Source organism: Paenibacillus sp. FSL K6-0276 (assembly GCF_037977235.1).
Lineage (GTDB): Bacteria > Bacillota > Bacilli > Paenibacillales > Paenibacillaceae > Paenibacillus_AQ.
This window is the reverse complement of sequence record NZ_CP150276.1, coordinates 5,082,333-5,108,605: the sequence shown is the minus strand read 5'-3', so window position 1 is coordinate 5,108,605 and position 26,273 is coordinate 5,082,333. Positions and strand designations below refer to the sequence as shown.

Here is a 26,273-nt window from a genome sequence, read left to right as displayed (position 1 = left end):
GTTTCAGTTTGAAGGTTTAATGCTGAAGCGATGCTTACTGGGCAGTTTTGCGTTTTTATCGTAAAACTACAGTGTTTTCGCGATTTTACCTGCAAAAAGTAGAGTGTTTTTTTAAAATTACAGTATTCTTTATCCTTGTTTTCGCTGGATAATAGGGGCACAGAAGTCGCATACGGCAATGAGAAGGAGGAGCGGGAATGTTAAAAAAGGAGTGGCGGCATTTCAAGCGTAACCGGGATTTGTTTGTCATGTCATTACCGGCGATCGTGTATAAATTGTTACTTAGTTATCTACCTATGCTTGGATTGGTCATTGCGTTTAAGCAATATCGATACGATCTTGGAGTATTCGGAAGCGAGTGGGTGGGTTTAAAAAACTTTGAGTTTTTCTTCCGTTCGGATACAGCGTTCATTGTTACGAGGAACACAATTCTTTACAATCTTTCTTTTATTGTGCTCACAATGGTAATAGCGCTTACATTGGCGATCTTGTTGAATGAAGTCTCAAGAAAGTGGATCAAGTTGCATCAAACGGTATTATTTTTGCCTTACTTCCTATCATGGGTTGTGGTCGGATACGTAGTACTGGCATTCCTAGATCATAAAAGCGGATTTATAAACGTTACGTTAGGAATGTTCGGTGAAGAGGCGATCAAATGGTATGAACAGGCGAAGTATTGGCCCGTAATCATCGTTATTACTCAACTATGGAAAGCTGTAGGATTCTCAACACTGATTTACTATGCAGGGCTTCTAGGAATTGACTCCAGTTATTATGAAGCAGCCAAAATTGATGGTGCGAACAAATGGCAGATGATTCGAAAGATTACGATTCCATTACTGACACCATTGATCGTGATTTTGTTCATTGTGGATGTGGGGAAAATATTCCGAGCCGACTTTGGATTGTTCTACTTTATTCCAAACGATTCAAGTTTCCTCTACGGCACGACCGATGTTATCGATACTTATGTATATCGCTCACTTCGGGTTGTCGGGGATATTGGAATGTCTACTGCGATAGGATTTTACCAGTCCGTCGTCGGATTTGTTCTGGTCTTGTTAGCGAACTGGATTGTTAAAAAGATAAACGAAGATAACGCACTTTGGTAAGGAGGGAATGTATGATGCCGACTTCACAAGTCGCAATCAATAAGAAAGCTGCAAAAAGTTTTTTCGAAAGCAAACAATCCAGATGGAGCTCCCGGATCATTAATCTTTTCTTCTGTTTGCTATCCATCCTGTTTATCATCCCGTTGCTTCTGGTTATATCCATTTCATTCACGGATGAAAAGACACTATTGCAAAGCGGATACCAATTGATTCCGGAAAAGTTCAGTCTTGCCGCGTATTCCTTGATTTTTGATTCGCCTGGTGTTTTGCTTAATGCATATGGCATTACGATTCTAGTAACGGTGATCGGGACGGTTGTAGGCTTGTTTCTTACAAGTTTGACCGCCTACACGATTTCAAGGAAAGATTATCGGTACCGTAAAATAATGACTTTTTTCGTATTCTTTACAACATTATTTAGCGGCGGACTCGTTCCGTTCTATATTATGGTTACTCAGTACTTGCATCTGAAAGACACAATAGGGGCATTGATTGTTCCTTATCTGCTCAGTCCATTTTTCATTCTTGTGATGAAAGGCTTTATGGATAAAATACCCCTGGAGGTCATTGAATCTGCAAAAATGGACGGAGCAAGCGAATGGCGCATTTTCTTTACCATGGTGATTCCGCTTTCCTTGCCTGCGATGGTAACCATTGGACTATTTATTTCTTTCCAGTATTGGAACGACTGGTGGCTGGGCTTGCTGTTCATCGACAACCAAAATCTGATTCCACTTCAATTGATGCTGTATCGTGTGATGAGTACCATTGAATATTTATCAAACAACTTATCATCCGTTAACGTAAGTATCGACATGACACAATTCCCGAGCTTGTCAACAAGAATGGCCATGGCGGTGCTTGCAGCAGGACCAATGATGCTTGTGTTCCCATTTTTCCAAAAATATTTCATTAGCGGCTTAACAGTAGGCTCTGTCAAAGGCTAACATCAAAGAACGTTATCAAACTGTTTTCTGGTGAACGTGCGGATACAAGAATATCTTCACGTCATCACGAACAGTTGATATAAGAATCAAATTAGGGGGAATTATGCGATGAATAAGCAATGGTTCAAAGTAATTGCAGGTGTGCTCAGTCTGACGATGGTTTTGGTGGCGTGCGGCGGTGCCAAGGAAGAGAAAAAGACAGCTGGGGAAGGACAACAGAAAGAAGAACTTCCGATGGTGGAACTCGTTTGGAATTTTCCGCTGAGTGCCATTCCGCAAGATCTGGATACCGTGCAGGAAGCCGTAAACAAAATTACCAAGGAAAAAATCAACGCAACCGTAAAACTGAAAGCGCATACCTTTGCTGATTACAATCAAAAAATGAATACGGTCGTCGCATCCGGTGAGAGTTACGACATTGCATGGACGGCGAACTGGAACTGGGATTATTTGCAAAATCAATCGAAAGGCGCATTCCTTGAACTCGATGATTTGCTGAATAGCAACGCGCCAGGTTTATTGGAATCGATGCCGGAATTCGTGTGGGATGCAGCCAAAATTCAAGGTAAAGTTTATGGCGTTCCTAACTATCAGACGGTAACAAAAAGAGAAGGCTTCATTATTCAAAAGCGTTTCGCGGACAAATATAATCTAGATGTGAACTCCATCAAGAAGTTTGAAGACATCGAGCCGTTCCTGAAGCTAATTAAAGAAGGCGAATCAGCGGAGATTGTACCATTTCTGAATGACAAGTATGGAAGATTCAATATCATGCCCCAATCTCTCGGTATGGAAGCGATTACGGCAAATAACATAATCGGCGTAGATCTGAAGAATCCCGAAACTCCGATTAATCTGTTTGAGACCGAACAGTATAAGCATTATCTGGATACGATGAGAAATTGGTATACAAAGGGCTACGTCAATGAAAATGCGGCTACTTTGAAAAACAAAAACGATATTATCCAAACAGGCAATGCTGCAGTACAGTTTCATAACGTTCTTAAACCCGGCGGAGAAGTCGAAGCCAAAGCTGCTAATGGTGGAAATGATGTCATCTATGTTCCATTGACAGAGCCTTATGCATCCACAGGTACAGTCATTACTACCATGCAAGCCATCAACAAGAACTCCAAAAATCCTGAGCGTGCGATGATGTTTATTAACCTGTTGAACACAGATAAAGAACTTTATAACACCATCAGCTTTGGCGTGGAAGGAAAACATTACACCAAAGTGTCCGACAACGTGATTCAAGTAAACAAAGATGCGGGTTACGCGCCAAATGCAGGATGGGTATTCGGTAATACATTCAATGGCTACTTAGTTGAAGGCGTCGATCCTGCTGTCTTAGAGGAGACCAAAAAGGCGAATGAATCCGCGACGAAATCTCCATTAATGGGCTTTAAGTTTGACAGCACACCTGTTATGGCTGAAATCGCAAACCTGGCGACAGTAATCGATCAGTATCTACCTGCATTGGAAACCGGTACATGGGATCCGAACGAAAAGTTGAAAGAATTCCAAGATAAACTGAAGCAAGCTGGCACCGATAAGGTTATGGATGAACTGGCGAAGCAGATTAAGGCCTGGAAGCAAACAAAGTAATCGTAAATTGATTGATATGTATGCGTACAGCGACGATCGTAGCATGAGTCGCTGTACGTATCTGTTTATATGGATATCCACTTGTTTTTAGTTCATTAGGTCTTCAACAGCAGAGGTGACAGGATTGATAAATCAATTAACATTAAAGCAGTTAAAGCAGGCCTTGGAAGAGACGTCTCATTCAACAAATAAGCTGTATGAGGAAGCGGGCTCTTCTGAACATTGGCGGAGAATTAGCGAAGATCCCAAATATTCAGCTTTTTGGGAGCAACTGAAGAAGGGCGGAGAAGAACGGATCAAAGAGCAGCCGCTTCCGCCGCAATTCTCGGAGTTTATTTTATTCGGCACCACCGGTGACCGCTCTTTCTATCAGAATAAGCGGGATCATTTAATCGCAGGCGTTCATACGTTCAGCTTGCTGGTCATGGCAGACAAGCAAAATCCGGAATGGGTCGCGGGACTGGAAAACGCACTTTGGAGCATTTGCAATGAATTTACCTGGGTACTACCTGCGCATGTGGGACTTTACATTAACCAATATCCGCATCGAATTTGGGACCAGCCGAACATGCCGCGCGAAACGGTGGATTTGGCATCGGCGCATATCGGGTTTACGCTTGCTGAAATCATCCATTTCATGGGGAGCCGATTGCATCCTTGGGTGGTGGAACGGGTCAAGGCCGAAATCGAACGACGACTATTTCAAGTTTACTTTCATGACCCGGTTCCTCAGAACTGGGAACTCAAAACGAACAATTGGCCTGCCGTTTGCGCCTCTTCCATTGGAGCGGCGGCGATTTATATGGAACAGGACAGTGAAAAGCTAAGCGGCATGCTGTGGAGGGTGATTAATGTTCTGCGCGGTTACCTGTCGGGCTTTGATGAACAAGGAGCTACTCCTGAAGGACCGGCATACTGGCAGTACGGTTTCTCTCATTTTGTCTTTTTTTCGGAATTGTTAAAAGAGCGAACCCAAGGACGGATTTCCCTTTTAGCAGATTCCAAAATCGAGCAGATTTCACTCTTTCCGCAATTTTGTATGCTGGGTGACGGCAAAGTGGTCAATTTCTCCGACTCTCCTGAACAGGTGAAATGGAATCCGGGATTGATTCACCGATTGCAAAGCTACGCACCATCTCTTCAAATGCCAGAATTATCGAGCTTGCTGCAGCCGACATCCAACAGCTGGATTGAGACCTCAAGACTTTTGCTGTGGTCGCCTGAACAGACAGAGTCCCGGGAAGCGGAACGGCACAAATCGGGGTCGATAGAAGAGCGGATTTTCGAAGGAAATCAGTGGGCCATTTCAAAGGTCATCGATACGGAGGGACATTTTGTTGCTTTTGCAGCAAAGGGCGGCTATAACGAAGAACCTCATAATCATAATGATTTAGGACACTTCATCCTGCATGTTGACGGTCAAAGCGTGCTTGCGGATATGGGGCTGGGTATCTATACCAGACAGTATTTCCAGCCAGAATATCGCTACAATCAATTGAACGCCGGCTCGCACGGACACTCAGTGCCTATTGTGGACGGATGCAGACAGGGCTTCGGAAAACGGTATTACGCCGAATTGGTCGAACATCATCAGACGGAAAAAGAGATGACGTTTTCCCTTGATTTGACTCAAGCCTATGACTGTCCTTCTTTGGAAAGTCTTACACGACATTTTGCATGGAAACGCGCAGAGAATGAATCGCCTCAACTTCTGATCCGGGATCAGGTTTCATTTTTGGCCAAGCCCAATTCCTTCCAGGAGGTGTTTATCAGCAGTACCGAACCGGTAAAAACTGCTCCAGGTCAATTCTTGTTGAACAGCGTGACGTTCTTCTATGAAGAGAACGACTGGCGTGTGGAAGTGGAGGATGTAACACTGGATTCCGACACGGAAAAGGGAAAGAAATTCTACCGGATGATCCTTCACTGCAATCACCCCGAAAGAATCATGGAGATGACATTCAAGTTCGAAATCCACAAAGGGAATCATCTTGCACCAAATTTACAATAAAGGAGTCGGAGCAGCGTGGAATATGCCATATTGGGAAAAACAGGTTTTCGAGTATCCAAAATCGGTTTGGGCGGCGCACCGCTTGGCGGCGATTTCGGCGAGACAACGGATGAAACCGTTACTCATGTGATCGATAGTGCTTTGGATTTTGGCATTAACTTTATTGATACTGCCCCTTTGTATGGACGTGGGGAAAGCGAGCGGAGAATAGGGAAAGCCCTGAAAGGTAAACGCGGGGATGTCATTCTTGCCTCCAAGGCGATCATGCGTGGGGACCCTTATTCGTATGACAATACAATCAAGTCTGTTGAAGAGAGCTTACGCAGACTACAAACGGATTATATTGATTTAATCCAACTGCATGAATTGGAGCAGACGACTTATGAACAGGCCGTAAATGAAACACTGCCTGCTTTCCGCAAGCTGCAAGAGCAAGGGAAAGTAAGAGCGATTGGTGTAAATGCAGGAGATCTTGAGCTGTTGATGCCATTCCTGCGCGAAGATCTGGTCGATACCATCCAGACGTATGCCAAATATACATTAGTAGACTATACGGCAAAAGACGAGCTATTACCCCTTGCGAAGGAAAAAAATATCGGCGTCATTCATGGCAGTCCGCTTGCGATGGGAATTTTAGCTGACCGTCCGGCGCCTTTTTTAAGGAATAATAAGGTGATGCTTGAAGAGGCGGAACGAAGAATGGCGCAGTTGGATTTTTTACGCAAAAGTGAACTGAATGGACTTGTTGAGCCCGCGCTTCGATTCAGTCTGACATGCCCGGATATCGCAATTACATTAGTCGGAACGACTTCGGTCAAGTCGCTGGATTTAAACACCGGCTATTGCGATGGAAGAGGATTATCCGATGAAGAGATGAAAAAAGTGATTGGATTATTCCCTGGACAGCGATTGTTTTAGAACAATATTGGATAGGAGGAGTCAGAATGAGACTCGCAGGAAAAATCGCGCTTATTACGGGTTCCGCTTCCGGCATCGGAAAAGGGAGCGCGCTACTTTTTGCTCAAGAAGGAGCCACTGTAATTGTCAATGATCTGGATATGGTGAAAGGTGAAGCGACCGTGAAGGAAATCACTCAAGCCGGAGGTAAAGCCGTCTTCATTCAAGCGGACGTCACCGATCCCGCTTCAGTCCAGGCGATGGTGACAGAGATCATCGAACAGTTCGGCCAGGTCGATGTTTTGTTCAATAATGCCGGAATCAGTGGGGTCGGTGCGTTACATGAGGTTGAGCCTGACGTATGGGACCGTGTGATGAATGTAAATATTCGCGGCGTTTACTTGCCAAGCAAATATGTACTTCCGCACATGATGGAGCGCAAATCAGGCTCGATTATCAATATGTCTTCGTGCGTCGCAGAAATCGGTTTGGCAAAGCGCGCTTCTTATTCGGCAACGAAAGGTGCTGTGTTGGCCTTGACGAAGTCCATGCAGGTGGATTATGCGCCATATCATATACGTGTCAACGCGCTGCTACCGGGAACCATTCTGACTCCTTTTGTGGAGAATTACTTAAAAAATAGTTACGAAGATCCTGATACCGCGATTGGATCGATTAAGAAACGCCAGCTTAGCGGCGAACTGGGAAGACCGGAAGATGTGGCGTTTGCCGCGTTGTTCCTTGCTTCGGACGAATCGAAGTTTATGATGGGTTCTCCGCTATATATCGACGGCGGCGTCGTATTCGGCAAAGATGCGTAACAATATATATTGGAGGGCGATCTCTTGAAGTTACTAACCTTTATTCATAATGATCAATATCGACTTGGAGTGAAGACGGACGAAGGAGTTCTAGATATTCAAAGTGCCCTATCCTTGGTAGGGTCGGAAAAACCGATTCCAGCAACGATTCATGAGTTACTTGATGGCGGAGATAAGGCTCTCGCTGCGCTTCGTGATTATATAGATCAAGTTCGGCAATCCGAAACTGCGACCCGTTCCTGCATGCTGGAGGAGTCAACGCTCAGGCTGGGGCCGTGTGTTACGCATCCGAATAAAATCATTTGTGTTGGCTTGAATTACAGGAAGCATGCGGAAGAAACGAATGCACCGATTCCGGAATACCCGATTCTCTTTAACAAATTCAACAATACGTTGGCTGGTCCTGATGAGGCGATTCCACTCCCGAGAGTTTCGGAGAAAGTGGATTATGAGGCAGAACTGGTGATTGTCATCGGCAAAAAGGCCAAGTATGTTTCCAAGGAAAACGCGCTTTCACATGTGTTCGGGTATTGCAATGTGAACGATTTGTCGGCACGTGATTTGCAGCTTCGCACTCATCAGTGGTTGCTGGGCAAATCCTGCGATAAATTTTCGCCGCTCGGTCCGTATCTGGTCACAGCTGATGAAGTCGGTAACCCTAACGATTTGGAGATTAAGTGTCTTGTTAATGGCGAAGTGCGACAGCATTCCAATACATCCGATATGGTTTTTTACTGCGATGAAATCGTCAGTTATATTTCTCAGCATATGACTCTGGTTCCGGGAGATATCATTTTGACTGGAACGCCGGAAGGAGTTGTGCTTGGATATCCTCCTGAGAAGCAGGTGTACTTGAAAGACGGCGACCAAGTGACCATTCAGATTGAAAAACTGGGGTCAATCACCAATACGATGGTAGCCGAATCGTAAAAAATCAGTACAAACGGACAGAGAAACAGGAGGTTTCACGATGGCCATTACAGAGAACCCGCAATCCATTCCTGTCATTGCCGCAAAGCGGAAAACGATACCGCCACAGTGGGCATTCATGCAACGTCAATTATTTGATCAATTGAACAAGGCGGCTGTGGAGTTTGTTGAACGCTATACGCAACCGGACGGTACGCTTATCTGGAGACAGGATTGGCCGGGTATGGACGGATCGGATGATCCCTATGAAGGATTTATGAATTTGGCTCTTCTATATATGCTTGGCGGTAGTTCTGAACTGCATGAGCTGTCCCGCAAAATTTGGGACGGCATCACATGGCAGTGGACGGAATATGGTCAAATTCATCGCGAATTCGACGCGTATTACGACTGGATGCATCACGGCGAAGGGTATTTGTACATCTATTTTCTGGGACTCGCCGGCCCTGCTACATTGAAGGATCGTCAGCGGGCGGCGCGATTTGCCGCCATGTATATGGGTGAGGACAAAGAAGCGCCAAACTATGATAAAGAACGAAAGCTGATTCGTTCACCCATTACGGGAAGCCTTGGTCCTCGATTTGAACTTACTGGCGAGGATTGGTGCACACACCGCGGCATTCTCGATGATTATTTGGCACCTTATGAGGATATTCCGGGCGTGGACTTTGCTAGCGGAACATGCGCATGGTCGAACGATGAGGTTTATGCCCGCGTTATCGCCATGATGAACGAGCGGATGACTCGCGGTGATGTGCCATTGAATTTAAATGCCACGGGGCTTGTAACTCATGCATTCCTTCATTTCGGAGAAGAAAAGTATCGCGAGTGGGTTTTGGAATACCTGGCCGTGTGGGAAGAGCGAACGAAACAAAACGGTGGGATCATACCCGATAATATAGGTCTGACCGGTAAAATCGGGGAGTACAATGACGGCAAATGGTGGGGCGGATACTACGGATGGCGCTGGCCGCACGGGTTCTTGACGATCATTGAACCGCTAACGAATGCATGTATGAACGCGGTGCTGCTGTCAGGGGATATGAGCAAGTTGAACCTGGCCAGGGAGCAATTGGATGCAAACTGGGCACTTCGAAAAGAACAGAACGGCAAATGGGTTGTTCCAAATAAAAAATTTGACTCAGGTTGGTCGGATTTCCGAGGCGCGGATCCCAAATATGCGGTTTACCTATGGACGATGTCCATGGCGGATGAAGATCTGGAGCGCATTGAGCGGATTCCCAAGGATCATGATTGGAATGAGATTATTATTCCGAAACTATCCGGTACCGATAAAAAGACACGCAGAAACACCAAACATTATATCGGCAATACACAGCCGTGGTTTCAATTTATCTCCGGCAAACATCCGGATTATCCGATACAGACTTTAAAAGCCAACTTCGAGCTTGTTGAACAGCAATTGAGTAAACTTAGATCACAGACCGGAGATCCTTACAGCTGGTCCGATCAGTACAGTGAGAATGATTTCTCGAGCATTCATATCTGGCAAGAAATGTGTCCTGTGTATATGGAGAGTCTTGTCCAATTGACATTAGGCGGTCCGATGCATATTTCGCACGGCGGGCTGCAGCATGCCCGGGTTCGATATTTCGACGTATGTGCCAAGAGACCCGGATTGCCGGAATCCGTTGCAGCGCTCGTCAAAGAGCTCTCTGCTGACTCCGTGACGGTGGAACTGGTGAATATCAGTTTGTTTGATCATCGCTCTGTTATCATTCAAGCTGGCACTTTTGGGGAGCACGTATTTAGAGAAGCTTCCATTATCGGTGATAAAGATGAGGTGATCGAAACGATTTCGGTCCACCAAAAATGGCTTACCGTAGATTTAGCACAAGGAACCAGCGTGACTCTTCGAATCAGCATGGATCGATACGTGAACTCCCCTTCTTACGATATGCCGTGGCTGGATTCAGAACAAAAAGACTTGCTTAAGGGCAGATTGCTATAGTCTAACAAGGAGTGAAGCACAGGATGAACGCTCATACCTCTTATTTAAATAAACTTGCAATAGCCGATCCTATCGCAGGGCTGAAGAATGACTTTATATCTCGTCAGCCCCACGTGTCCGTTCAGACGACCACTATAAAAAAAGAGCATTATTTGGATTTTGCCGAAGGGCGGCTTCGCGCCTTTCTGCCTTATGTTACTGAGGAAGGTGCTGTTCTCGATCCTAAGGACGGAAAAGAACATGAATATGCAACGGCATCCTTCGTCAAGGCAGGTGCTGTACTTCTTCATTCAGGCCGGTGTCCGGAGTTGCAGGACACCATTCTGAAAGCGATGGACTGGGGCAGCTATTGTCTTGGGGAAAACCAGGTCCCGGACGATCATGCGGATTTCACATCCCATATGCTGGTTCTGGCATATGAGCTGTTATCTGGCTTCGCAGATTCTTTCCGTGTTGAACGCTGGCGTTGCAATTTGCAGCGGTTCGAGCCGGAGCTTACCTATTCGCAAACCGAGCGAAACTTCCCCGATATCCGGCAAATACGCAATTGGGCAACGTATGCAATGCACGGGGAGATGATGAGGTATCGCTCCGGTCTAACCGATACGACCAGCTTTATTGACAAGTACTTACCGTATCAACTGACACGGTTCACGCCAGAGGGCTTATATCGGGATCCGAATTTGCCTGCCGCCTATGATCTGGCAGCCAGAGATCAGTTAAGCGGAGTGCTGGAAGCCGGATACCAGGGGGCATCCGCGGAACTGTTGAAGATTCTTCTTCATCGCGGAGCCCAAACCATGCTGTTTACGCAATCCGTTACCGGAGCTACAAGCTGCGGAGGCCGTAGCAACCAGCTGCTCTGGAATGAGCTGTCCTTTACTCATATTTGTGAAAGGGAGGCGGCTTATTACCTTCGAAATGGAGATTTGTTGTGGGCAAGAACGTTTAAACGCGTCGCACATCTATCTTACCAATCGATTCTACGATGGGTAGACGATGCTGAAGAATTTCGCCTTTTTAAAAATCGCTTTCCTGTGGCAGAGCGGGTTGGTTACGAATTTTACGCCTATCATTCCACGTACAGCTTGTATGCCGCTCAGATCGCTGTTTCGTGCTATATGGATGCGGATGACTCTATTGAAGAAGCGGCCGCACCATGCGATGTCGGAGGTTTTGTGCTGCATTTACCTTCCTTCCATCGCATCTATGCAACTACCGGACCGAAACAAGGCGGCTATCATATAAGTTTGGATACCGCTGCCCAGATGGGTCAGGACGCAACCGGATTTGTCCGTTTACATCGGTCAGGAATTCCGGAAGAGACGGCTCTGTCAACGGGAATAGCCGGCTTGGATGGGGAAATTCCGTGGATTTTTTATCGTCCCAAACAGACGATTCCCGCACCGTTGATTCCGACAGCCATTGGCCCTACATGGAGAGATGAGCATGGATCTTGGTACAGACTGGCCAATTACGGCCGCAGACAGCATGAAGTGTTCCACGCCTTGGATGTGGAGGGGCAACCTTTAAATGCGGAAAGTCTTCATTGGATAAATGAACTATCGTTGCTGGAAAGTCAGGAAGAGGATTTAAGCTTTTCTGTGTCGTATATCGCAAGCCCGCAGCCAAAGGCCTATCCTTTGGATCCGAACACGCCCGGCGCTAACGTTAATGAAGTATATCAGCGTGCGATCAGTGACGTTCTCCCCAGACCGGGAAATGGCAGTGCGGAACGTATTGAGGAAATTTACCAGATCGGTATGGAGGGAACAACGGTTACCTGGAAGCTGCATTCAGCTGAAGCGGCTGAGATAACTGCAGTTGGTGTTACCGTTCCGCTGCTGGTGACGAATGGGACGGAACAATCAACCGTCATCTCTGAAGGAAGCAAGGTTACGGTAAGCTACGGTCACGCCAAATATACCGTGTGGGCGGATGAATCAGAGAATGGCGTGGAATTGGAACTGCTGCCCGGACGAATGCCGAATCGGAACGGTCATTATCAGCTGGCCCAATGGACGCGAAAAGATAAACAGGAAATCACCCTACACTTCTCACTAACGATGGAACAATAAGGCCGTCAGGGCCGGAAGGAGATTGAGATGAAGAATATCGAGCCGCATCCTGATTCGGAAAGTCAACTTTGGCTTGAACAGACCTGGGGCAAAATTATTGGAAAAGTCGAGAGTATGTGCGAATCGATCGGAGCGGATTTTCCATACGCTTCGTATCATGGCAAATATAATCGCGAACAAGCGGATTGGTGGACCAACGGTTTCTGGCCAGGACTGTTGTGGCTTGTATATCGTGAGACGAAAGATGAACGTTTGAAAGAAGTTGCAGCACTTACCGAAGCAAGAATGGATTTGGTGCTATATGATTTTTTCCCGCTTCATCACGATGTAGGCTTTATGTGGAGCTTGTCTTCCGTGGCGCAGTTCAAATTGCTTGGCCATGAGGATTCCAGACGACGGGCCATGACCGCGGCAAGTCATCTAGCGGGACGCTTCAATCCTGCTGGACAATTCATTCGGGCCTGGAATCAGCCGGAACGGGTCGGTTGGGCGATCATCGATTGCATGATGAATTTGCCCTTGCTGTATTGGGCCAGCGAGGAGACCAAGGATCCGCGTTTCCGTCATATCGCGAGGCTGCATGCGGATACCACGCTGCGTGAGTTCCTAAGGCCGGATGGTTCGACTCATCATATCGTCTGCTTCGATCCGGAGACGGGAGAACGTCAGGAAGCGCTTGGCGGACAAGGTTATGACCCGGATTCAGCCTGGTCCCGCGGCACTGCATGGGCGATTTACGGGATGGCTTTAAGCGCTCGATATACCGGTGATCAACGCTATATCGATGCCGCCAAGCGTTCGGCCGATTTTTTTCTTGCAAATTTGCCGGATGACGGTCTTCCGCCATGGGATTTCCGGGCGCCTTGGGAAGAAGGAATGGCCATGGATTCCACGGCATCCGCATGTGCGGCAAGCGGATTACTAGAGCTTAGTTTGCTGGTACCGTCAAGTGAATCCCGTATGTACCTTGATGCGGCTGAGAAGCTGCTTCGTAAGTTAGATGAACGATATACAACCTGGAATGATCCGCACGAAGAAGCGATTTTGCTGTTTGGTACAGCCAATAGTCCGCGAAAGACTCATGTGAACGTACCCATTATATACGGAGATTATTTTTTTGCGGAAGCTATTTGCAAGCTGCGGGGCATCAAAGATACGTTCTGGTAAGGGGAGTTACTTGTATGAAACGATTGCTATATTATTCCCAACTTCGGCGTGACTCCGAAAGCGAGTTCCGCCAAATGGTGAATACAGATGTTGAGTCTCTTCGAAGGGATTGGACAGCTCAGGGACTATACGATGTTTCCATCTTTGTCTTACAGCAGTTTGTGTTTATTTACGCGGAAGCAGACCCTTCATCAGAATACGCAGAGTGGCGCTGGCCACGGCATTATAGCCGGATCTTGGAAACTTGGCCGTCAGTTCCGTTAAGTAAGGGGCATCCTTCCGGATCCACGGAGAGTTTCGAAGTACCTTTAATCGATATTTTTCACGACGGGGTGCCGTCAGATCGTTCATCTTGGAGAGATCACCGTCACATTGATGAGCGTATCGGCTCGGTCGCTTGTTTACGTCCAGAGATGGCAGCAAGTTATATCTATTACCATTTTCAAAAACAGGAAGAAGCGGCGTCGAGCTTTAATCAAACCTATATGATCGGAATGTTCGGCACACTGATCTTTTCGTATCATGAGTTGCCCAGCCTGACGAGTGGACATAAACCTCAAGGACTTCTTCATACGCGGCAATCTCCGGTCCATTGGCAGGAAGCGATGCTACCTCACTTTATTCCTTGGAAAGATGAGTCGGGCAATGATATTTTGTGGATGCAGATGGAGAGAATCCAGGGAAGTAGCCTGTAACCAAATTAGCGAGGAGTGAACACAATGATAACCGGAATCCGACAGTGGCTGAAGCCATTTAACAAAGTCTGTTTAAGTGTCGTATTAATTGCTTCGTTGTCTTTTCCTTTAATTATGAATCATTCGATTGTGATGGCTGCAGGCGCTACATATTATGTAGATACGAATGGAAGTGATGCCAACGACGGGATATCTTTAAGTACGCCGTTCCAAACGATTGGACGCGCCGCTCAAGCAGCGACAGCTGGCGATTCGGTGCTCATCCGTGGAGGAACATACAGGGAAACGGTGATCCCGCTACATTCTGGGACGAACGGGAGTGAAATTACTTACCAAAATTACAATGATGAGAAAGTAATTGTCAGTGGCAATGATGTCGTTACCGGATGGACGCAAGACAGTGGAAACATCTATAAAGCTCCGATGCCATGGAGTTTAGGGGCGGGAAATCAAGTGTTCGTCAATGGAGCATTGATGGATGAAGCTCGTTGGCCTAACCAGACAGGAACGTTACTGAATCCTACAACATCGTCAGCGGGTACATTTACGAATGCGACCAATATTTACGATACCTCGCTTCCGGGTGGAAATAATTTCTGGAAGGGCGCGACGACTTGGACTACAAGCGGAAGTGCGTGGATTGCTCAAACTTCAACCGTGACGGGGTACGATTCCTTTTTAAAGAAGCTGACTATACAGCCTTTAAAGGGTACAGGAACCTATTATGATCCTAAATCTGGAAATAGGTATTATTTGACCGGTATTAAAGGAGCGTTGGACACCGCAAAAGAATGGTGGTATGATTCCGCGAACGGTCAGCTCTATTTGTGGGCTCCTGGCGGCGGAAATCCGTCTACCCTCATGGTTGAAGCCAAACGGAGAAACAATGCTTTTGATTTATCCGGTAAATCCTACATCAACGTTAAAGGGATACAAATCACTGCTTCCACGATTGTGACGGATAACTCCACAGATCATGTTACGCTGCAGGAGATTGCAGCCAAATACGTTTCGCACCATAATTTGAACACCAGCGCCGGAGAACAAGCGAATCTCGGAATTATTCTTAATGGCAGCTATAACGAGATACGCGATAGCGAGATCGCTTATAGCTCGGGCAGTCTTGTTACGGTAAAAGGAACGAATAACAATATCATTAACAGTTATATTCACGACGGCGGCTATGTACCGAACTGGGAAGGTCTCGTCAACCTGCAGGGAGCGAACAGCTTGATCAGTCATAATACCGTATCGGATGCCGGGCGTGTGACGGTTTATTTCAGCGGCGGAATGACTGCTAATCAAATCCAATTCAACAATATTTATAACGCAGGCTGGCTGACCACAGATTTGGGCATGGTTTACGGGCCGAATACGGACGGTCAAAATACGGAAATCCATCACAACTATATTCACGATAATAAAGCAGCCGCTGCGAATTCAGGAATATATCTGGATAATTATACAAACAATTTTATTTTGCATCATAATGTCGTGTGGAACAACGAAGGCATTCGATTGAATACACCGTCTAATTACAATCTTGTTTATAACAATACCGTATGGTCCAATACGTCTCCGATCGGAGCGTGGGGAGATGTTTTCGCTCAAGATATGTATGGCGACAAAATATACAATAATATCATCAAAGGTGTGGATACTGTAACCGCAGCCAACGCAGAACATGGGTTTAATTTGACCAGTTCACCGGGATTTGTAGATGAAGCGAACGCCAATTTCCGTTTGTTGTCTACATCAACGGCCAAGGATTCAGGCAAGGTGATTCCGGGGATTACCGATGGATACACAGGAAGCGCTCCGGACATCGGAGCTTACGAATATGGGGGTGAGGACTGGACTGCAGGTCACAATTTTGCAAGTCCACTTAGTCCGACATATACAAGACCGGATACACCTCAAATGAATCGGGTGGTCAATGGTGGCTTTGAATGGGGCAATCTGAGCAGTTGGACGACAACGGATGGCGGAAATGCCGCGGTTGTTGCCGACAATCATTGGGGCAAAGCAGCCAATGCGGGGATGTCGAGATCGCAATTCAATGGTGTAAAGCTTAGCGGCAGCGTGGATGGGATCGCGAAAACCATTACAGGCCTTGAGCCTGACACGAATTATATCGCGGGAGCGTGGCTGCGTTCACCCGCGGGCGAAAACGCGGTTCTCGGCGTGACGGACTTCGGTGATACAGAGGTCAGCGCTTCTTCAAACAGTTCAACTTGGACTTTTGTGAAGGTGAAATTCAAGACAGGTCCATCGCAAACGAGCGCCAAAATTTTTTTAAAAAAGACTTTCACAACGGGGGAAGCATACGTGGATGATGCGGGTCTCGTATTGGATCCTTATTATCAATCCATGTATACCTTCGATGGATTCGAAAACGGCCTAGGAAACTGGATCTCTGTCCCAGGCAAAGGTACGCCATCCCTCAGCAGTGCAAAAGCACACTCAGGAATCTACAGCTACCTTGTAAGCGAGGATATGGATGCGATCCAACAGACGTTCCATTCTTTGCAAAATAAAGTTGTAACGATGTGGTTCTATGATGATGCAAGCGCAACGAACATGCAAGTGGCGGGCTTTGTTGACAATAGTTCGGCAATCCGTGGAATCGCGGTCAATACGCCGACCTCTACCACCAAGTATTCGGTCCGTCTAGACGGAACATATACTGCAACTTCTGTAAGCAGAACGACAGGTTGGCACGAACTGAAGTGGGATTACACTTCGGGTACGAAAGTCGATATGTATATTGACGGAGTACTGGTTGCTTCACCGACGGGCGGAACAAGCTTTAATCGCATTGTTATCGGTGACTCCTGGTCTGGAAATACGACGACGACTTACTTTGATGATATTTTTATTCAATAGTTTACTGCAAAATACTAGGGGGGCAGATAATTGCTCCCCTCTTTTTCGTTATAAATTGGTATCAAGAATAGGTGTTCAATATCTGATCTAAAGGAACCTGGATGCAAATATTCGGAGATATGCTATCAAGGTTATAGCTTCACCCAACCACACGAACACGGATCAGCACGCTGTCAAAGTCTCCGCCTAATGCTATCGGAATACCAATACTCATCAATCCGCTGCCGCTCATTGTGAATGGCTCGGCCAACTCTACCTGATAAATTTGATCAGACTGCAAGCCGTTGAGACGGAGCCTTGGCATAAAGTTTCCGAATTGCTGAGAGTGCAAAAATACAAATATAACCGATTCACTTCCATCATCATTCACATATTGTACAGCCGTCGTTGGCTCTGTTCGCGGTGAATGCAAACGGTACTGCTTACCTTGCTGAATCATAGGCCTTAGTTCTTTATAAAGAGCCACCAGTTCCTTTGCCTCAATAAGCTCTGAATCTGTCCATTTATTCAAATCACCGCCAATACCAAGCGAACCCATCATTGCGGAATGGAAACGGTATTTCAACGATACACTTCGATGATTCGCATGGCCAGGAGAATCTGTTACCCAGCACATCATAGACTGGGCTGAATACGTATATGAGAATCCCTCTTGTATTTTCAGACGATCAAATGCATCCGTATTATCACTAACCCAAGCTTGGTCAGCATATCGAAGCATACCGAAGTCAACTCTTCCTCCACCGCTTGAGCATGTTTCAAACGTAACGTCCGGGAAGCAAGTTCTAAGTTCATCCCAAATCTCGTACAAATGCAACACATGTCTAACCCAAAACTCACGTTGCTCCGGCGCAGGATCATGCAACCCACCTGGCTCACTAATTGCGCGGTTCATATCCCACTTTATAAATTTAATATTATTTTCCTGCAAAAGTTTAGTCATAAAATCAAGTATAAATGTCTTTACTTCAGGTTTAGATAAATTAAGCACTAATTGATTTCTGGCCAATGAGCTTTCTCTATTCGGGAAATGATAGATCCAGTCAGGATGACTACGGTACAATTCACTATCCGGATTAACCATTTCCGGCTCCACCCACAAACCAAAATCCATGCCCAACGTATTGATTCTCTCAATTAATTCACCTAATCCGTTAGGGAATTTCTCAGTATTTACATACCAGTCACCAAGACCAGCCTTATCATGGTTTCGTTTACCAAACCAGCCATCATCAATTACGAATAGCTCAACACCTATTTCTGCTGCTTTTTGAGCTAGAAACGTTTGCTCCCTGACACTTACATTAAACTCGGTAGCTTCCCAAGAATTATAAAGAATTTTTCTATACGTGGTCTGCTTACTTGACGGCATAATGTATTTTAACTGATAGCCATGTAGCCTTCGGCTCATACCTCCGAAACCTTCAGCCGTGTAACCACCAATAAAGGCAGGCGTTTCAAATGTCTCTCCAGCCTTCAAACTCCACTCAAAATCAAAATCGTTAATACCACCGACAATCCGCACATTTCCGAACGCTGTCTTTTCGGCAGTTATTTTCCAATTTCCGCTCCAAGCCAGTGAACCGAACCACACTGCGCCACTTGTTTCATTGGCTGCTCCATTATCGACAGCAAACCAAGGATTGGCATGGTGACTCGTAATGCCACGTCTGCTTTCAATTACTTTTTTTCCCTCTGTAAGCATACATGATTTAATCTGGAATTCTTCCTGCCACTTCCCGGTCACATAAACCATTCTATATGCTTCAAGCGCAGGAATTGACCATACTGCAGATTGTGCAATTTCCAGCTGGATAGGCTCAGTTCCCTTATTAGTCAAGCTTGCTTTACGCTCGATCAAATCAAACTCAGCAATAACTTTATACGTCAAGTTTACGTCTAGAGAATAGTACGCATCCTGCAAGTGGATCTCAAGGATACTACCCTCGTCCAACATATCATCCGATACATGTAAACTATAGCTTTTATATTGCAGCTTCAAATCTCTTACACCATCATGAAACTTCACTTTAAGCGCTGGCTCGGTAAAGCTCAGACCACCCCATGGACTATATTCTTCTCTTTCGCGATCTACTTCCGCATCGAAATGGGAATGGTAATAGGGCTGTAGCAAATGAATACAATCTTCAATTTTAACTTTTTCACCCCAATGAGTGTGCAATAATTGCCCTTTGTTATCAACTCCAATTCCGTAACACATGTTCTTGGTAGTCAATAAAAACAATTGATGTTCTTCATTAACTTGAATAGACACGCTACATCCTCACTCTTCCTATAATTTGAATTCTCTATCTAGGTTTAGCCTTTAACAGCACCTGCCGTCATACCTGAAATAATATACTTTTGACCAATCGCGTAAACTATAATAATAGGAAGCAAATTAAGAATCATTGCTGCTGATACCAAATTCCAAGAACTAATATACGTACTAAAGTAGTTGTACATTACCATAATCATCCCCCATTTTCCTGATGAATTAAGGAAGTACAACGGAATAACAAAATCATTCCAGCAATTTAAAAAGTTAATAATAACGGCTGTAACAGTGACCGGCTTTAACAATGGGAAGATAATCTTGTAGAATAATCCTCCTCCTTTACAACCATCAATGACAGCGGCCTCATCAAGCTCCTTAGGTATACTGCCAATAAAGCCAAAATACAGGAACACAGTAAACGGGATAAAGATTGCGGAATATAGCAAATAAACTCCCGTATATGTGTTAATAATATTCAATATCTGCATAACCTTCATTGTTGTAACATAGTTCATCGGGGCAACCAGACCAAGCAGAAAGATCGAATAAATAACCATATTGAAACGTGATCTATTCCGTGAAATAACAAATGCGGCCATTGATGAAACAATAAGAGTAATTAATGAAGCAGCAGTTGACAAAAATAAGCTATTAAAAAATGAAGTGTAAATTCGTTTGTCCTTCAATACTTCCACATAGTTGCTGAACTTTATCTCTGTTGGAAGCGCAAGACTCATTGTGGCAGCCTCTGTAACTGATTTGACTGAATTTAATAAAACCATCAAAAAAGGAACTAATATAACGAGGCTCAGCACCCATGCGAATACTTCTTTAGTAATGTTCAAATATCGTTTCCGCTTCTTCATTAACTATTCGTTTCCTTTCTTGTAAATATCATAATAATACCAATTGAAATAATTGCTAGGAAGATAAACATAATGACACCTAAAGCGGTGCTATATCCATAGTTCCCCATTGAGAATTGATTAAAGATTGTAATATTAATAACTTCAGAAAATCTTCCCGGTCCGCCATTTGTTAGAGCAAAAATAACATCAAACACTTTTAGACCCGAAATAATACTTAATAACGTATTTATTAAAATGGATGGTGCAATAGAAGGTACAATTATTTTAATAAGTTTGTTCCAATAATTAGCTCCATCCATATCACTTGCTTCGATTGTTTCCTTCGGCACAGTTTGCAATCCCGCTAAAAAGATAATCATGACAAATCCTGCTGATTTCCAGACTTCAACGCCGATAGTCGACCACATTACCCAACTTGGATCCTCCAACCAAGCTTGTGTCCAGGAGCTAAGTCCTATGAATTCAAGAGCATGGTTCAATATACCATTCGCCGGATGTAAAACTTGTTGAAACATTATACCAACAATTAAATTGGAAATAATAATTGGCAAAAAATAAATCGTTCGTAACAAACCTTTAGATTTTATACCTTCGTTAAGCATAAGGGCTAAGCCTAGCCCAATAATAACCTTCAATACTGTTGTAAAAAAGGCATACATTAACGTGTTTTTCATAAAAATAAAATTGCCGGTATCACTAAATATTTCTTTGAAATTCGCCAAACCTATAAACTTAATATTTTCGCTCATGGAATTCCAGTTTGTTAAGGAATAATAAAATCCTAAGATGCTTGGAAGCAGAAATAACAGGAAAAAGATAATTAAAGCAGGCAAAATAAATTTTTTGGAATATATTTTGTTTACATACATAGTAGTTACCTCATATTTTTAATGTTCTTATTCTAACGTTCATGCAAACTAAAAACAGGCTGATAAAACGCTCCGTCTCATCAGCCGCAATAGTAATTACTGATTTAAAGCATCGAACGATTTTTGACGATCGCTGTCGATTGCTTCAAGTACCTGCATTGGTGTTTTACTACCAAGCATAAGCTCTTGAATATATTTGCCAATAATGGTGTTGTCCCAGTAAAGCACCCCATATTCCATATCCAGACCTTGACCTCCTGGTGAGTTTTCGATAATCGTTTTACCTGCTTGAGACGGTTTGCTTTCTACATCTACGAACGATGGATTGGATTCCAAATCAGGACGACCATCATAGAAAGTGTTCAAATTTTCAGGCTTTGCCAAAAAGTCAAAGAATTTCTTCACGCTATCCAAATTTTTAGAATCCTTATAGGCTACTCTCATATTTCCGCCAGCAGAATGGGAGTACATATCATTTCCTGCAAGTGGAATCGGGAACATTTCCCATTCGGTTGCTTTGGAATCTGGATATTTCTCAGCAACCTCTGACTGATAGGATTGATACATCAATAACATGGCCGCTTTTCCCGTTCCCATTGCTTCATAACCAGAATCCCATGGGTTAGACAGAGAGTTTTTACCGAAGTAGCCTTTATCGTACAAGGTTTTGTACTCCGTTAAAAAGGTTTCAAATTCCTTCACATCTGCAAACTTCAACTCTTGATTGTTAAGCTTGTCATATAGGCCCGGGTTAGCTTGCTCAGCCTTTGGACCAAACTGTGAGAACCAAACTGCCCAATACCATGCCTCTTTACCAAGCATATATAATGGCGTTTCAACGCCATTTTCTTTTAATACATCACTTACCTGCATTAGCTCATCCATCGTTTTAGGTACAGACAAATCATATTTCTTAAATAACTCCACGTTATATAAAATTCCCCAACCATCCACATTCCAGGTCATAAAACCGCTAACTTTGTCATTGATAGTTGTACCGGTTTTAGCATAAGGTGCATAGCGTCCTACCCACTCTTCGTTGGACAAATCAGCAAAATATTTCTCTGGTAAATACTTTTGTGCACCAGCACCTGCACCAACCATGAAAATATCCGGCACTTCACCGGAAGCCATCTTTGTTTTCAATACGTTTGTATACTGATCATCGGGTACCACTTGTAAATCTACGTTAATGCCCGTTTCTTTTGTAAAAGCTTCAATAAGCTCGGAATCTACTTTAGACCCCTTATTCATCCAGTTCTGAGACGATACGAACGTCAACGTAACATTTTTCTTATCCCCTCCAGTGTCTGCCCCTTCTGGTGCTTGCGTATTATTATTCGTCGGGCTAGGCTTATTACCGCTGCCAGATCCACAAGCAGCTAACGCTACTACAAAACAAAGTACTAATAAACTCGTCATCCATACTTTTGCATTCATTTTCTTCATTTCTAATCTCCCCTTTACTGGTAAATCTTATCTAGTGATCACAACTGAATTGTAACCCCTTACAATCCATTGTTAAATATCGATTACTGACAACAATATGTGGATATTACTGACCTCTTACATTTCAACTTTCATACAAGACATTTTTTTAAGTATGTTATAATTTTAATATTATTAACAAGCAATTAGGAGACTATCATGATTAAATTTAAACGTATACAGTCTAAATTATTTGTCAGTTATTCCAGTCTGATTCTTGTAATCTTGTTCTCACTTGGAATTTCCTTTTACTTCTCAACTGCCCATGTATTAAAAAAACAGGCTTCAGAATCTAATCTTCAGCTTTCATTGAATTTATCTGATAAGCTAGATTCCCAATTTAAATATATGGATTCAATAGCAGAACGAGTCATTAGTGCTCAGCCAGTCAAACAGTTGTTTTTTTCTAAAAGCACTGACACAGAAGTGACCATCCTTCATAATAAGTGGGATATTACAAGCATGTTATTTTCAATAACTGGCACCCCATTTCAATTTTATCAAATGAATCTATTCGACCTGAATGGTCATTTCGTCAAATTTGGAAAGGAGTACGATGTCCACGATTTAGATCCCAATATTGTACGCAGTAAAGAGTGGATCCAGCCAGTTCTGCAACTGGATGGCAAAAGAAGCATTTCAATGCCTCGTCTTAACGATTGGGATAACTCTGAATCGATAATCATTTCTCTTTCCAGGGCTTTCTCCGAAGTGTTTGGAGCTAAAGTTGACAGTATCGTAGAAATCCAGCAAGAATATAAAGAATTTGAGAACCTTATCGAAAGATCCGTTAATCCCGCTAATGATCAGTCTTCTTTGAATTTCAACGTGTATGTATACAATTCAGAGGGCGATTTAGTCTATCCTCATCAACCCGGTAATACTAACTTAAAGGATTTATCCCCCTTTTATTGGAACAGCATTCAAGATAAAACCGAGCTTCATAATACCTTTACAATAAAAAATAGTTACAATCACGGAAGTGAAAGCGTTTCCTATACTCGTTCTGAATTTACTGGGTGGACTGTTGCCTTGATCCAGTCTGAATCCATCCTATTAGAGCCGGTAATCAACTTCCGAAATGATTTACTTTTCTTTGGCATTATCATTTTGTTCATTACTATGATTGTTACATTCTTTGTTTCCAAAAGCCTGACCATTCCAATTAGACGGATACGCAAATCTATTAAAACTCTGAGTTTAGATACACTAAATCCTAGGCTGAACAACAATGTATCATTAAATGAGCTTGAAGAGCTTAATCAATCCTTCTTAGACATGTGCGATCGCTTAAAGTCTTCGCTTGAAGAGACTGTATCTGCTAAATCTCATGAAATTCAAGCTCGATTATTTGCTTTGCAAGCCCAAATGAATCCTCATTTTCTATATAACACACTGGCGATTATCAGTATTAAAGCCGAAAATAATAATCAAGACGAGATTGTAGAAATGTGTCACAATCTTTCTGAAATGCTGCGCTATATTGCCGTAGAAGGATCTAAATCTGTCACAATTGCCGATGAACTGGATTATATGCTGAAATATTTGGAACTCATGAAAATCCGCTATATGAAACAATTTAATTACGACATTGACATACCAGAAGAAATGAATGATATCCAGGTTCCCCGGCTACTCATCCAACCAATAATAGAAAATTGTTTTAAGCATGCTTTTACACAAAAACCGCCTTGGAATATAGCAATTAAGGGAGTATATACCGCTCAATCTTGGAAAATTACGATAAGTGATAATGGTACCGGATTTGATAAACAAACATATATCCAGATCATGGATAAGGTAAATAACCAAGGATTCAAGTATGGAGAGGAAGCCGAATCATTAGATCGAATTGGTCTGATCAACATCTATTATAGACTTAAGATTTTGTATAATCATAATGTCATCTTTGAAATTTCAAACGATCATAACAGTGGTGCAATTATAACAATTGGAGGAAGCAGATCAGATGGGGGGGATTGAGATGACAAGCAGGGGCGTATTTAGCGTTGTAGTGGCCGAGGATGAACAAATCATTTTGGACAATATTATAGAAAAAATTGAACTAACAGACCTTAATTTCAAAGTCATTTCCTCTGCAATGGACGGGGAGGATGCTTTGCTGCTGATCAAACAATTTAAGCCAGATGTCTTATTCACTGATATTCATATGCCTTCTATGGATGGTTTGGAGTTAATACAGCAGGCAAAAAAAATTAAACCTGAATTAGAAGTTGTTATTATTAGCGGATATAATGATTTCTCCTATGCACAGCAAGCAATTAGACTAGGAGTTACTGATTATATTCTCAAACCTATTAAAAAAGAGCTGTTATTGCAGACCATCACAAGCATCAAGAGCAGACTAGAAATGAAAGCAAGCAAGCTTGCGAACGATACAATCGAAAATATTATATACGGGATAAAACCTATGGAAGCTCGCCCAGCATATTTGAAAAATGTACATTTTCAAGTACATTTAATTTGTCTTGGCAATCTGTATACTAACACAGCCGATGTCCTCGATACGGACTACTTCGAACGGCTTTGGTCCATGGTCGATTGGTCTAAAATAGCGACAGCCAATAGTTGGGATGAATCTGTGCCAAGGTGGATTATCAATGACAAATTATTCAACCAAAGATTCCTTATCATAGCTGGGAGTGAGCATGCTTGTGATCCAGCAGTTTTAAGGGATGTGATCTCAACTTCTCTTCTGGAGTCCATTCCCATTACGATTTGCACAGAAGAAACCCTAGTGAGCTTAGAAGATATCGGGAATACGACACGCAGTATGAGAGTTGCTCTTGTACAGGGGTTGCTGTGTTGCCGTTCCTCGCTGATTACAATGAAGGATCGAAAATCAACTGATAGACCATATCATAATTACGATTCTGTACACATGAATTCCATCAAGACTTTAGTGAAGCAAAAACAATTCGATTCGTTGCCCAGCGAGCTATTGCATTTATTCGCCCAATGGGAAAATAGCAGTATCACACAAAGACAGCTAGAAAAGCTGCTTGTCAAGCTTGCGGCAGAATTGTTAATACTGCTTGGCTGTGAAGACGATAATGTACTGGCTTCAATTGAAAAAGAACTATATGAGATTGTTGCAATATCCAACCATTTCAACAGCCTTTTCAGTGATGTCTTGCAGCTATTCAACAATAGTATGTACACCTATATCTATCCTCGTAAGAAAGGAATCGACACCTCCGAGGAGCTTTACAACAAGCTAAAAGTATATATTCGCACGAACATGTCTGAACCGATAACTATATCTACTCTAGTAGAGAAATTTAATTTCAATTCCTCCTACATTATCAGGGTCTTTAAGAAGTATAGCGGAGAGCCGCCAATGAAATTCCTTACCTCATTAAGAATTCATGAGGCTAAGCGATTGATTGAGAGACAAGCTGAGCTTGACTTCAAAGATATTTCCAAAATTATAGGGTATTCTGAACAGCAATACTTCTCTCGGGTATTCAAAAACACAACGGGCATGAGTCCTTCTGAATATAAGGAATCTATAACGAAGAGTGGACTATCTCAAGGATAGTTCACCGCTCAATGATGGGCACAGCCTCTATTAGCAGCTTGAACTCTTCTTCAAGATATCGTGAGATTTGCCGCCGATAAAGG

The 26,273-nt window shown here is 43.6% G+C and carries 18 protein-coding genes; 14 read left to right on the top strand and 4 right to left on the bottom strand.

The genetic code is table 11. The features are described 5' to 3' along the window. Positions 1–197: 197 nt before the first annotated feature. The 12 genes from MHH52_RS24080 (at position 198) to MHH52_RS24025 (ending at position 17,124) form a co-directional block, all read left to right on the top strand. Complete coding sequence (locus MHH52_RS24080) at positions 198–1,112, top strand: ABC transporter permease subunit (RefSeq protein WP_313637106.1); 915 nt, start codon at positions 198–200, stop codon at positions 1,110–1,112. A 14-nt stretch (positions 1,113–1,126) separates the two neighbouring features. Beyond that, positions 1,127–2,059: a carbohydrate ABC transporter permease gene (locus MHH52_RS24075; protein ID WP_313637164.1), complete on the top strand. Its 933-nt coding sequence runs from the start codon at positions 1,127–1,129 to the stop codon at positions 2,057–2,059. A gap of 108 nt (positions 2,060–2,167) precedes the next feature. Beyond that, positions 2,168–3,667, top strand: coding sequence for an ABC transporter substrate-binding protein (locus tag MHH52_RS24070; protein WP_313637107.1), 1,500 nt, complete (start codon positions 2,168–2,170; stop codon positions 3,665–3,667). Positions 3,668–3,791: 124 nt separating this feature from the next. Next, positions 3,792–5,678 carry a heparinase II/III family protein gene (locus MHH52_RS24065; protein ID WP_340004828.1) on the top strand — a complete coding sequence of 629 codons (1,887 nt, stop codon included), beginning with the start codon at positions 3,792–3,794 and terminating at the stop codon, positions 5,676–5,678. A 15-nt stretch (positions 5,679–5,693) separates the two neighbouring features. Beyond that, positions 5,694–6,596 (top strand): aldo/keto reductase, encoded by a 903-nt coding sequence (locus MHH52_RS24060; RefSeq protein ID WP_340004827.1) that lies wholly within the window; start codon positions 5,694–5,696, stop codon positions 6,594–6,596. 26 nt (positions 6,597–6,622) lie between these two features. Then, the gene (locus MHH52_RS24055; protein ID WP_340004825.1) at positions 6,623–7,396 is read left to right on the top strand and encodes an SDR family NAD(P)-dependent oxidoreductase; all 774 of its coding nucleotides are present in this window, start codon (positions 6,623–6,625) and stop codon (positions 7,394–7,396) included. A gap of 24 nt (positions 7,397–7,420) precedes the next feature. Beyond that, positions 7,421–8,326, top strand: a complete 906-nt coding sequence (locus MHH52_RS24050; RefSeq protein ID WP_340004823.1) for a fumarylacetoacetate hydrolase family protein — start codon at positions 7,421–7,423, stop codon at positions 8,324–8,326. 40 nt (positions 8,327–8,366) lie between these two features. Continuing rightward, positions 8,367–10,298, top strand: coding sequence for a hypothetical protein (locus MHH52_RS24045; RefSeq protein ID WP_340004821.1), 1,932 nt, complete (start codon positions 8,367–8,369; stop codon positions 10,296–10,298). Positions 10,299–10,321: 23 nt separating this feature from the next. Continuing rightward, positions 10,322–12,376 carry a hypothetical protein gene (locus tag MHH52_RS24040; RefSeq protein WP_340004820.1) on the top strand — a complete coding sequence of 685 codons (2,055 nt, stop codon included), beginning with the start codon at positions 10,322–10,324 and terminating at the stop codon, positions 12,374–12,376. 27 nt (positions 12,377–12,403) lie between these two features. After that, positions 12,404–13,543 (top strand): glycoside hydrolase family 88 protein, encoded by a 1,140-nt coding sequence (locus MHH52_RS24035; protein WP_340004818.1) that lies wholly within the window; start codon positions 12,404–12,406, stop codon positions 13,541–13,543. A gap of 14 nt (positions 13,544–13,557) precedes the next feature. Then, entirely contained in the window at positions 13,558–14,238 is a 681-nt protein-coding gene (locus MHH52_RS24030) for a hypothetical protein (protein WP_340004816.1), read from the top strand. 24 nt (positions 14,239–14,262) lie between these two features. Next, a complete protein-coding gene (locus MHH52_RS24025; protein ID WP_340004815.1) occupies positions 14,263–17,124 on the top strand; it encodes a right-handed parallel beta-helix repeat-containing protein in 2,862 nt (953 codons plus the stop codon). Positions 17,125–17,263: 139 nt separating this feature from the next. Here the strand turns inward: MHH52_RS24025 and MHH52_RS24020 are convergent, their stop codons facing one another. The 4 genes from MHH52_RS24020 to MHH52_RS24005 form a co-directional block, all read right to left on the bottom strand. Then, the gene (locus MHH52_RS24020) at positions 17,264–19,399 is read right to left on the bottom strand and encodes an alpha-galactosidase (protein ID WP_340004814.1); all 2,136 of its coding nucleotides are present in this window, start codon (positions 19,397–19,399) and stop codon (positions 17,264–17,266) included. A gap of 44 nt (positions 19,400–19,443) precedes the next feature. Beyond that, on the bottom strand, positions 19,444–20,268 hold the full coding sequence (locus MHH52_RS24015; protein WP_313637118.1) for a carbohydrate ABC transporter permease: 825 nt from the start codon (positions 20,266–20,268) through the stop codon (positions 19,444–19,446). Beyond that, positions 20,268–21,140, bottom strand: a complete 873-nt coding sequence (locus tag MHH52_RS24010; protein ID WP_313637119.1) for a sugar ABC transporter permease — start codon at positions 21,138–21,140, stop codon at positions 20,268–20,270. The genes MHH52_RS24015 and MHH52_RS24010 overlap by 1 nt, the downstream gene beginning before the upstream one ends. A gap of 96 nt (positions 21,141–21,236) precedes the next feature. Continuing rightward, a complete protein-coding gene (locus MHH52_RS24005; RefSeq protein WP_340004813.1) occupies positions 21,237–22,589 on the bottom strand; it encodes an ABC transporter substrate-binding protein in 1,353 nt (450 codons plus the stop codon). Between the two features lie 198 nt (positions 22,590–22,787). Between MHH52_RS24005 and MHH52_RS24000 the strand changes: the two genes are divergently transcribed. Both MHH52_RS24000 and MHH52_RS23995 read left to right on the top strand, forming a co-directional pair. Beyond that, entirely contained in the window at positions 22,788–24,611 is a 1,824-nt protein-coding gene (locus tag MHH52_RS24000) for a histidine kinase (RefSeq protein WP_340004812.1), read from the top strand. A gap of 1 nt (position 24,612) precedes the next feature. Next, a complete protein-coding gene (locus tag MHH52_RS23995) occupies positions 24,613–26,190 on the top strand; it encodes a response regulator (RefSeq protein WP_313637122.1) in 1,578 nt (525 codons plus the stop codon). Positions 26,191–26,273 lie beyond the last annotated feature (83 nt).

What these genes read in the sequence shown, in the direction of transcription:
- MHH52_RS24070 (WP_313637107.1), top strand. Translation starts at nt 2,168, where the DNA reads ATGAATAAGCAATGGTTCAAAGTAATTGCAGGTGTGCTCAGTCTGACG.
- MHH52_RS24040 (WP_340004820.1), top strand. Translation starts at nt 10,322, where the DNA reads ATGAACGCTCATACCTCTTATTTAAATAAACTTGCAATAGCCGATCCT.
- MHH52_RS24045 (WP_340004821.1), top strand. Translation starts at nt 8,367, where the DNA reads ATGGCCATTACAGAGAACCCGCAATCCATTCCTGTCATTGCCGCAAAG.
- MHH52_RS24080 (WP_313637106.1), top strand. Translation starts at nt 198, where the DNA reads ATGTTAAAAAAGGAGTGGCGGCATTTCAAGCGTAACCGGGATTTGTTT.
- MHH52_RS24010 (WP_313637119.1), bottom strand. Translation starts at nt 21,140, where the DNA reads ATGTATGTAAACAAAATATATTCCAAAAAATTTATTTTGCCTGCTTTA.
- MHH52_RS24075 (WP_313637164.1), top strand. Translation starts at nt 1,127, where the DNA reads ATGCCGACTTCACAAGTCGCAATCAATAAGAAAGCTGCAAAAAGTTTT.
- MHH52_RS24055 (WP_340004825.1), top strand. Translation starts at nt 6,623, where the DNA reads ATGAGACTCGCAGGAAAAATCGCGCTTATTACGGGTTCCGCTTCCGGC.
- MHH52_RS24025 (WP_340004815.1), top strand. Translation starts at nt 14,263, where the DNA reads ATGATAACCGGAATCCGACAGTGGCTGAAGCCATTTAACAAAGTCTGT.
- MHH52_RS24030 (WP_340004816.1), top strand. Translation starts at nt 13,558, where the DNA reads ATGAAACGATTGCTATATTATTCCCAACTTCGGCGTGACTCCGAAAGC.
- MHH52_RS23995 (WP_313637122.1), top strand. Translation starts at nt 24,613, where the DNA reads ATGACAAGCAGGGGCGTATTTAGCGTTGTAGTGGCCGAGGATGAACAA.
- MHH52_RS24015 (WP_313637118.1), bottom strand. Translation starts at nt 20,268, where the DNA reads ATGAAGAAGCGGAAACGATATTTGAACATTACTAAAGAAGTATTCGCA.
- MHH52_RS24005 (WP_340004813.1), bottom strand. Translation starts at nt 22,589, where the DNA reads ATGAAGAAAATGAATGCAAAAGTATGGATGACGAGTTTATTAGTACTT.
- MHH52_RS24035 (WP_340004818.1), top strand. Translation starts at nt 12,404, where the DNA reads ATGAAGAATATCGAGCCGCATCCTGATTCGGAAAGTCAACTTTGGCTT.
- MHH52_RS24000 (WP_340004812.1), top strand. Translation starts at nt 22,788, where the DNA reads ATGATTAAATTTAAACGTATACAGTCTAAATTATTTGTCAGTTATTCC.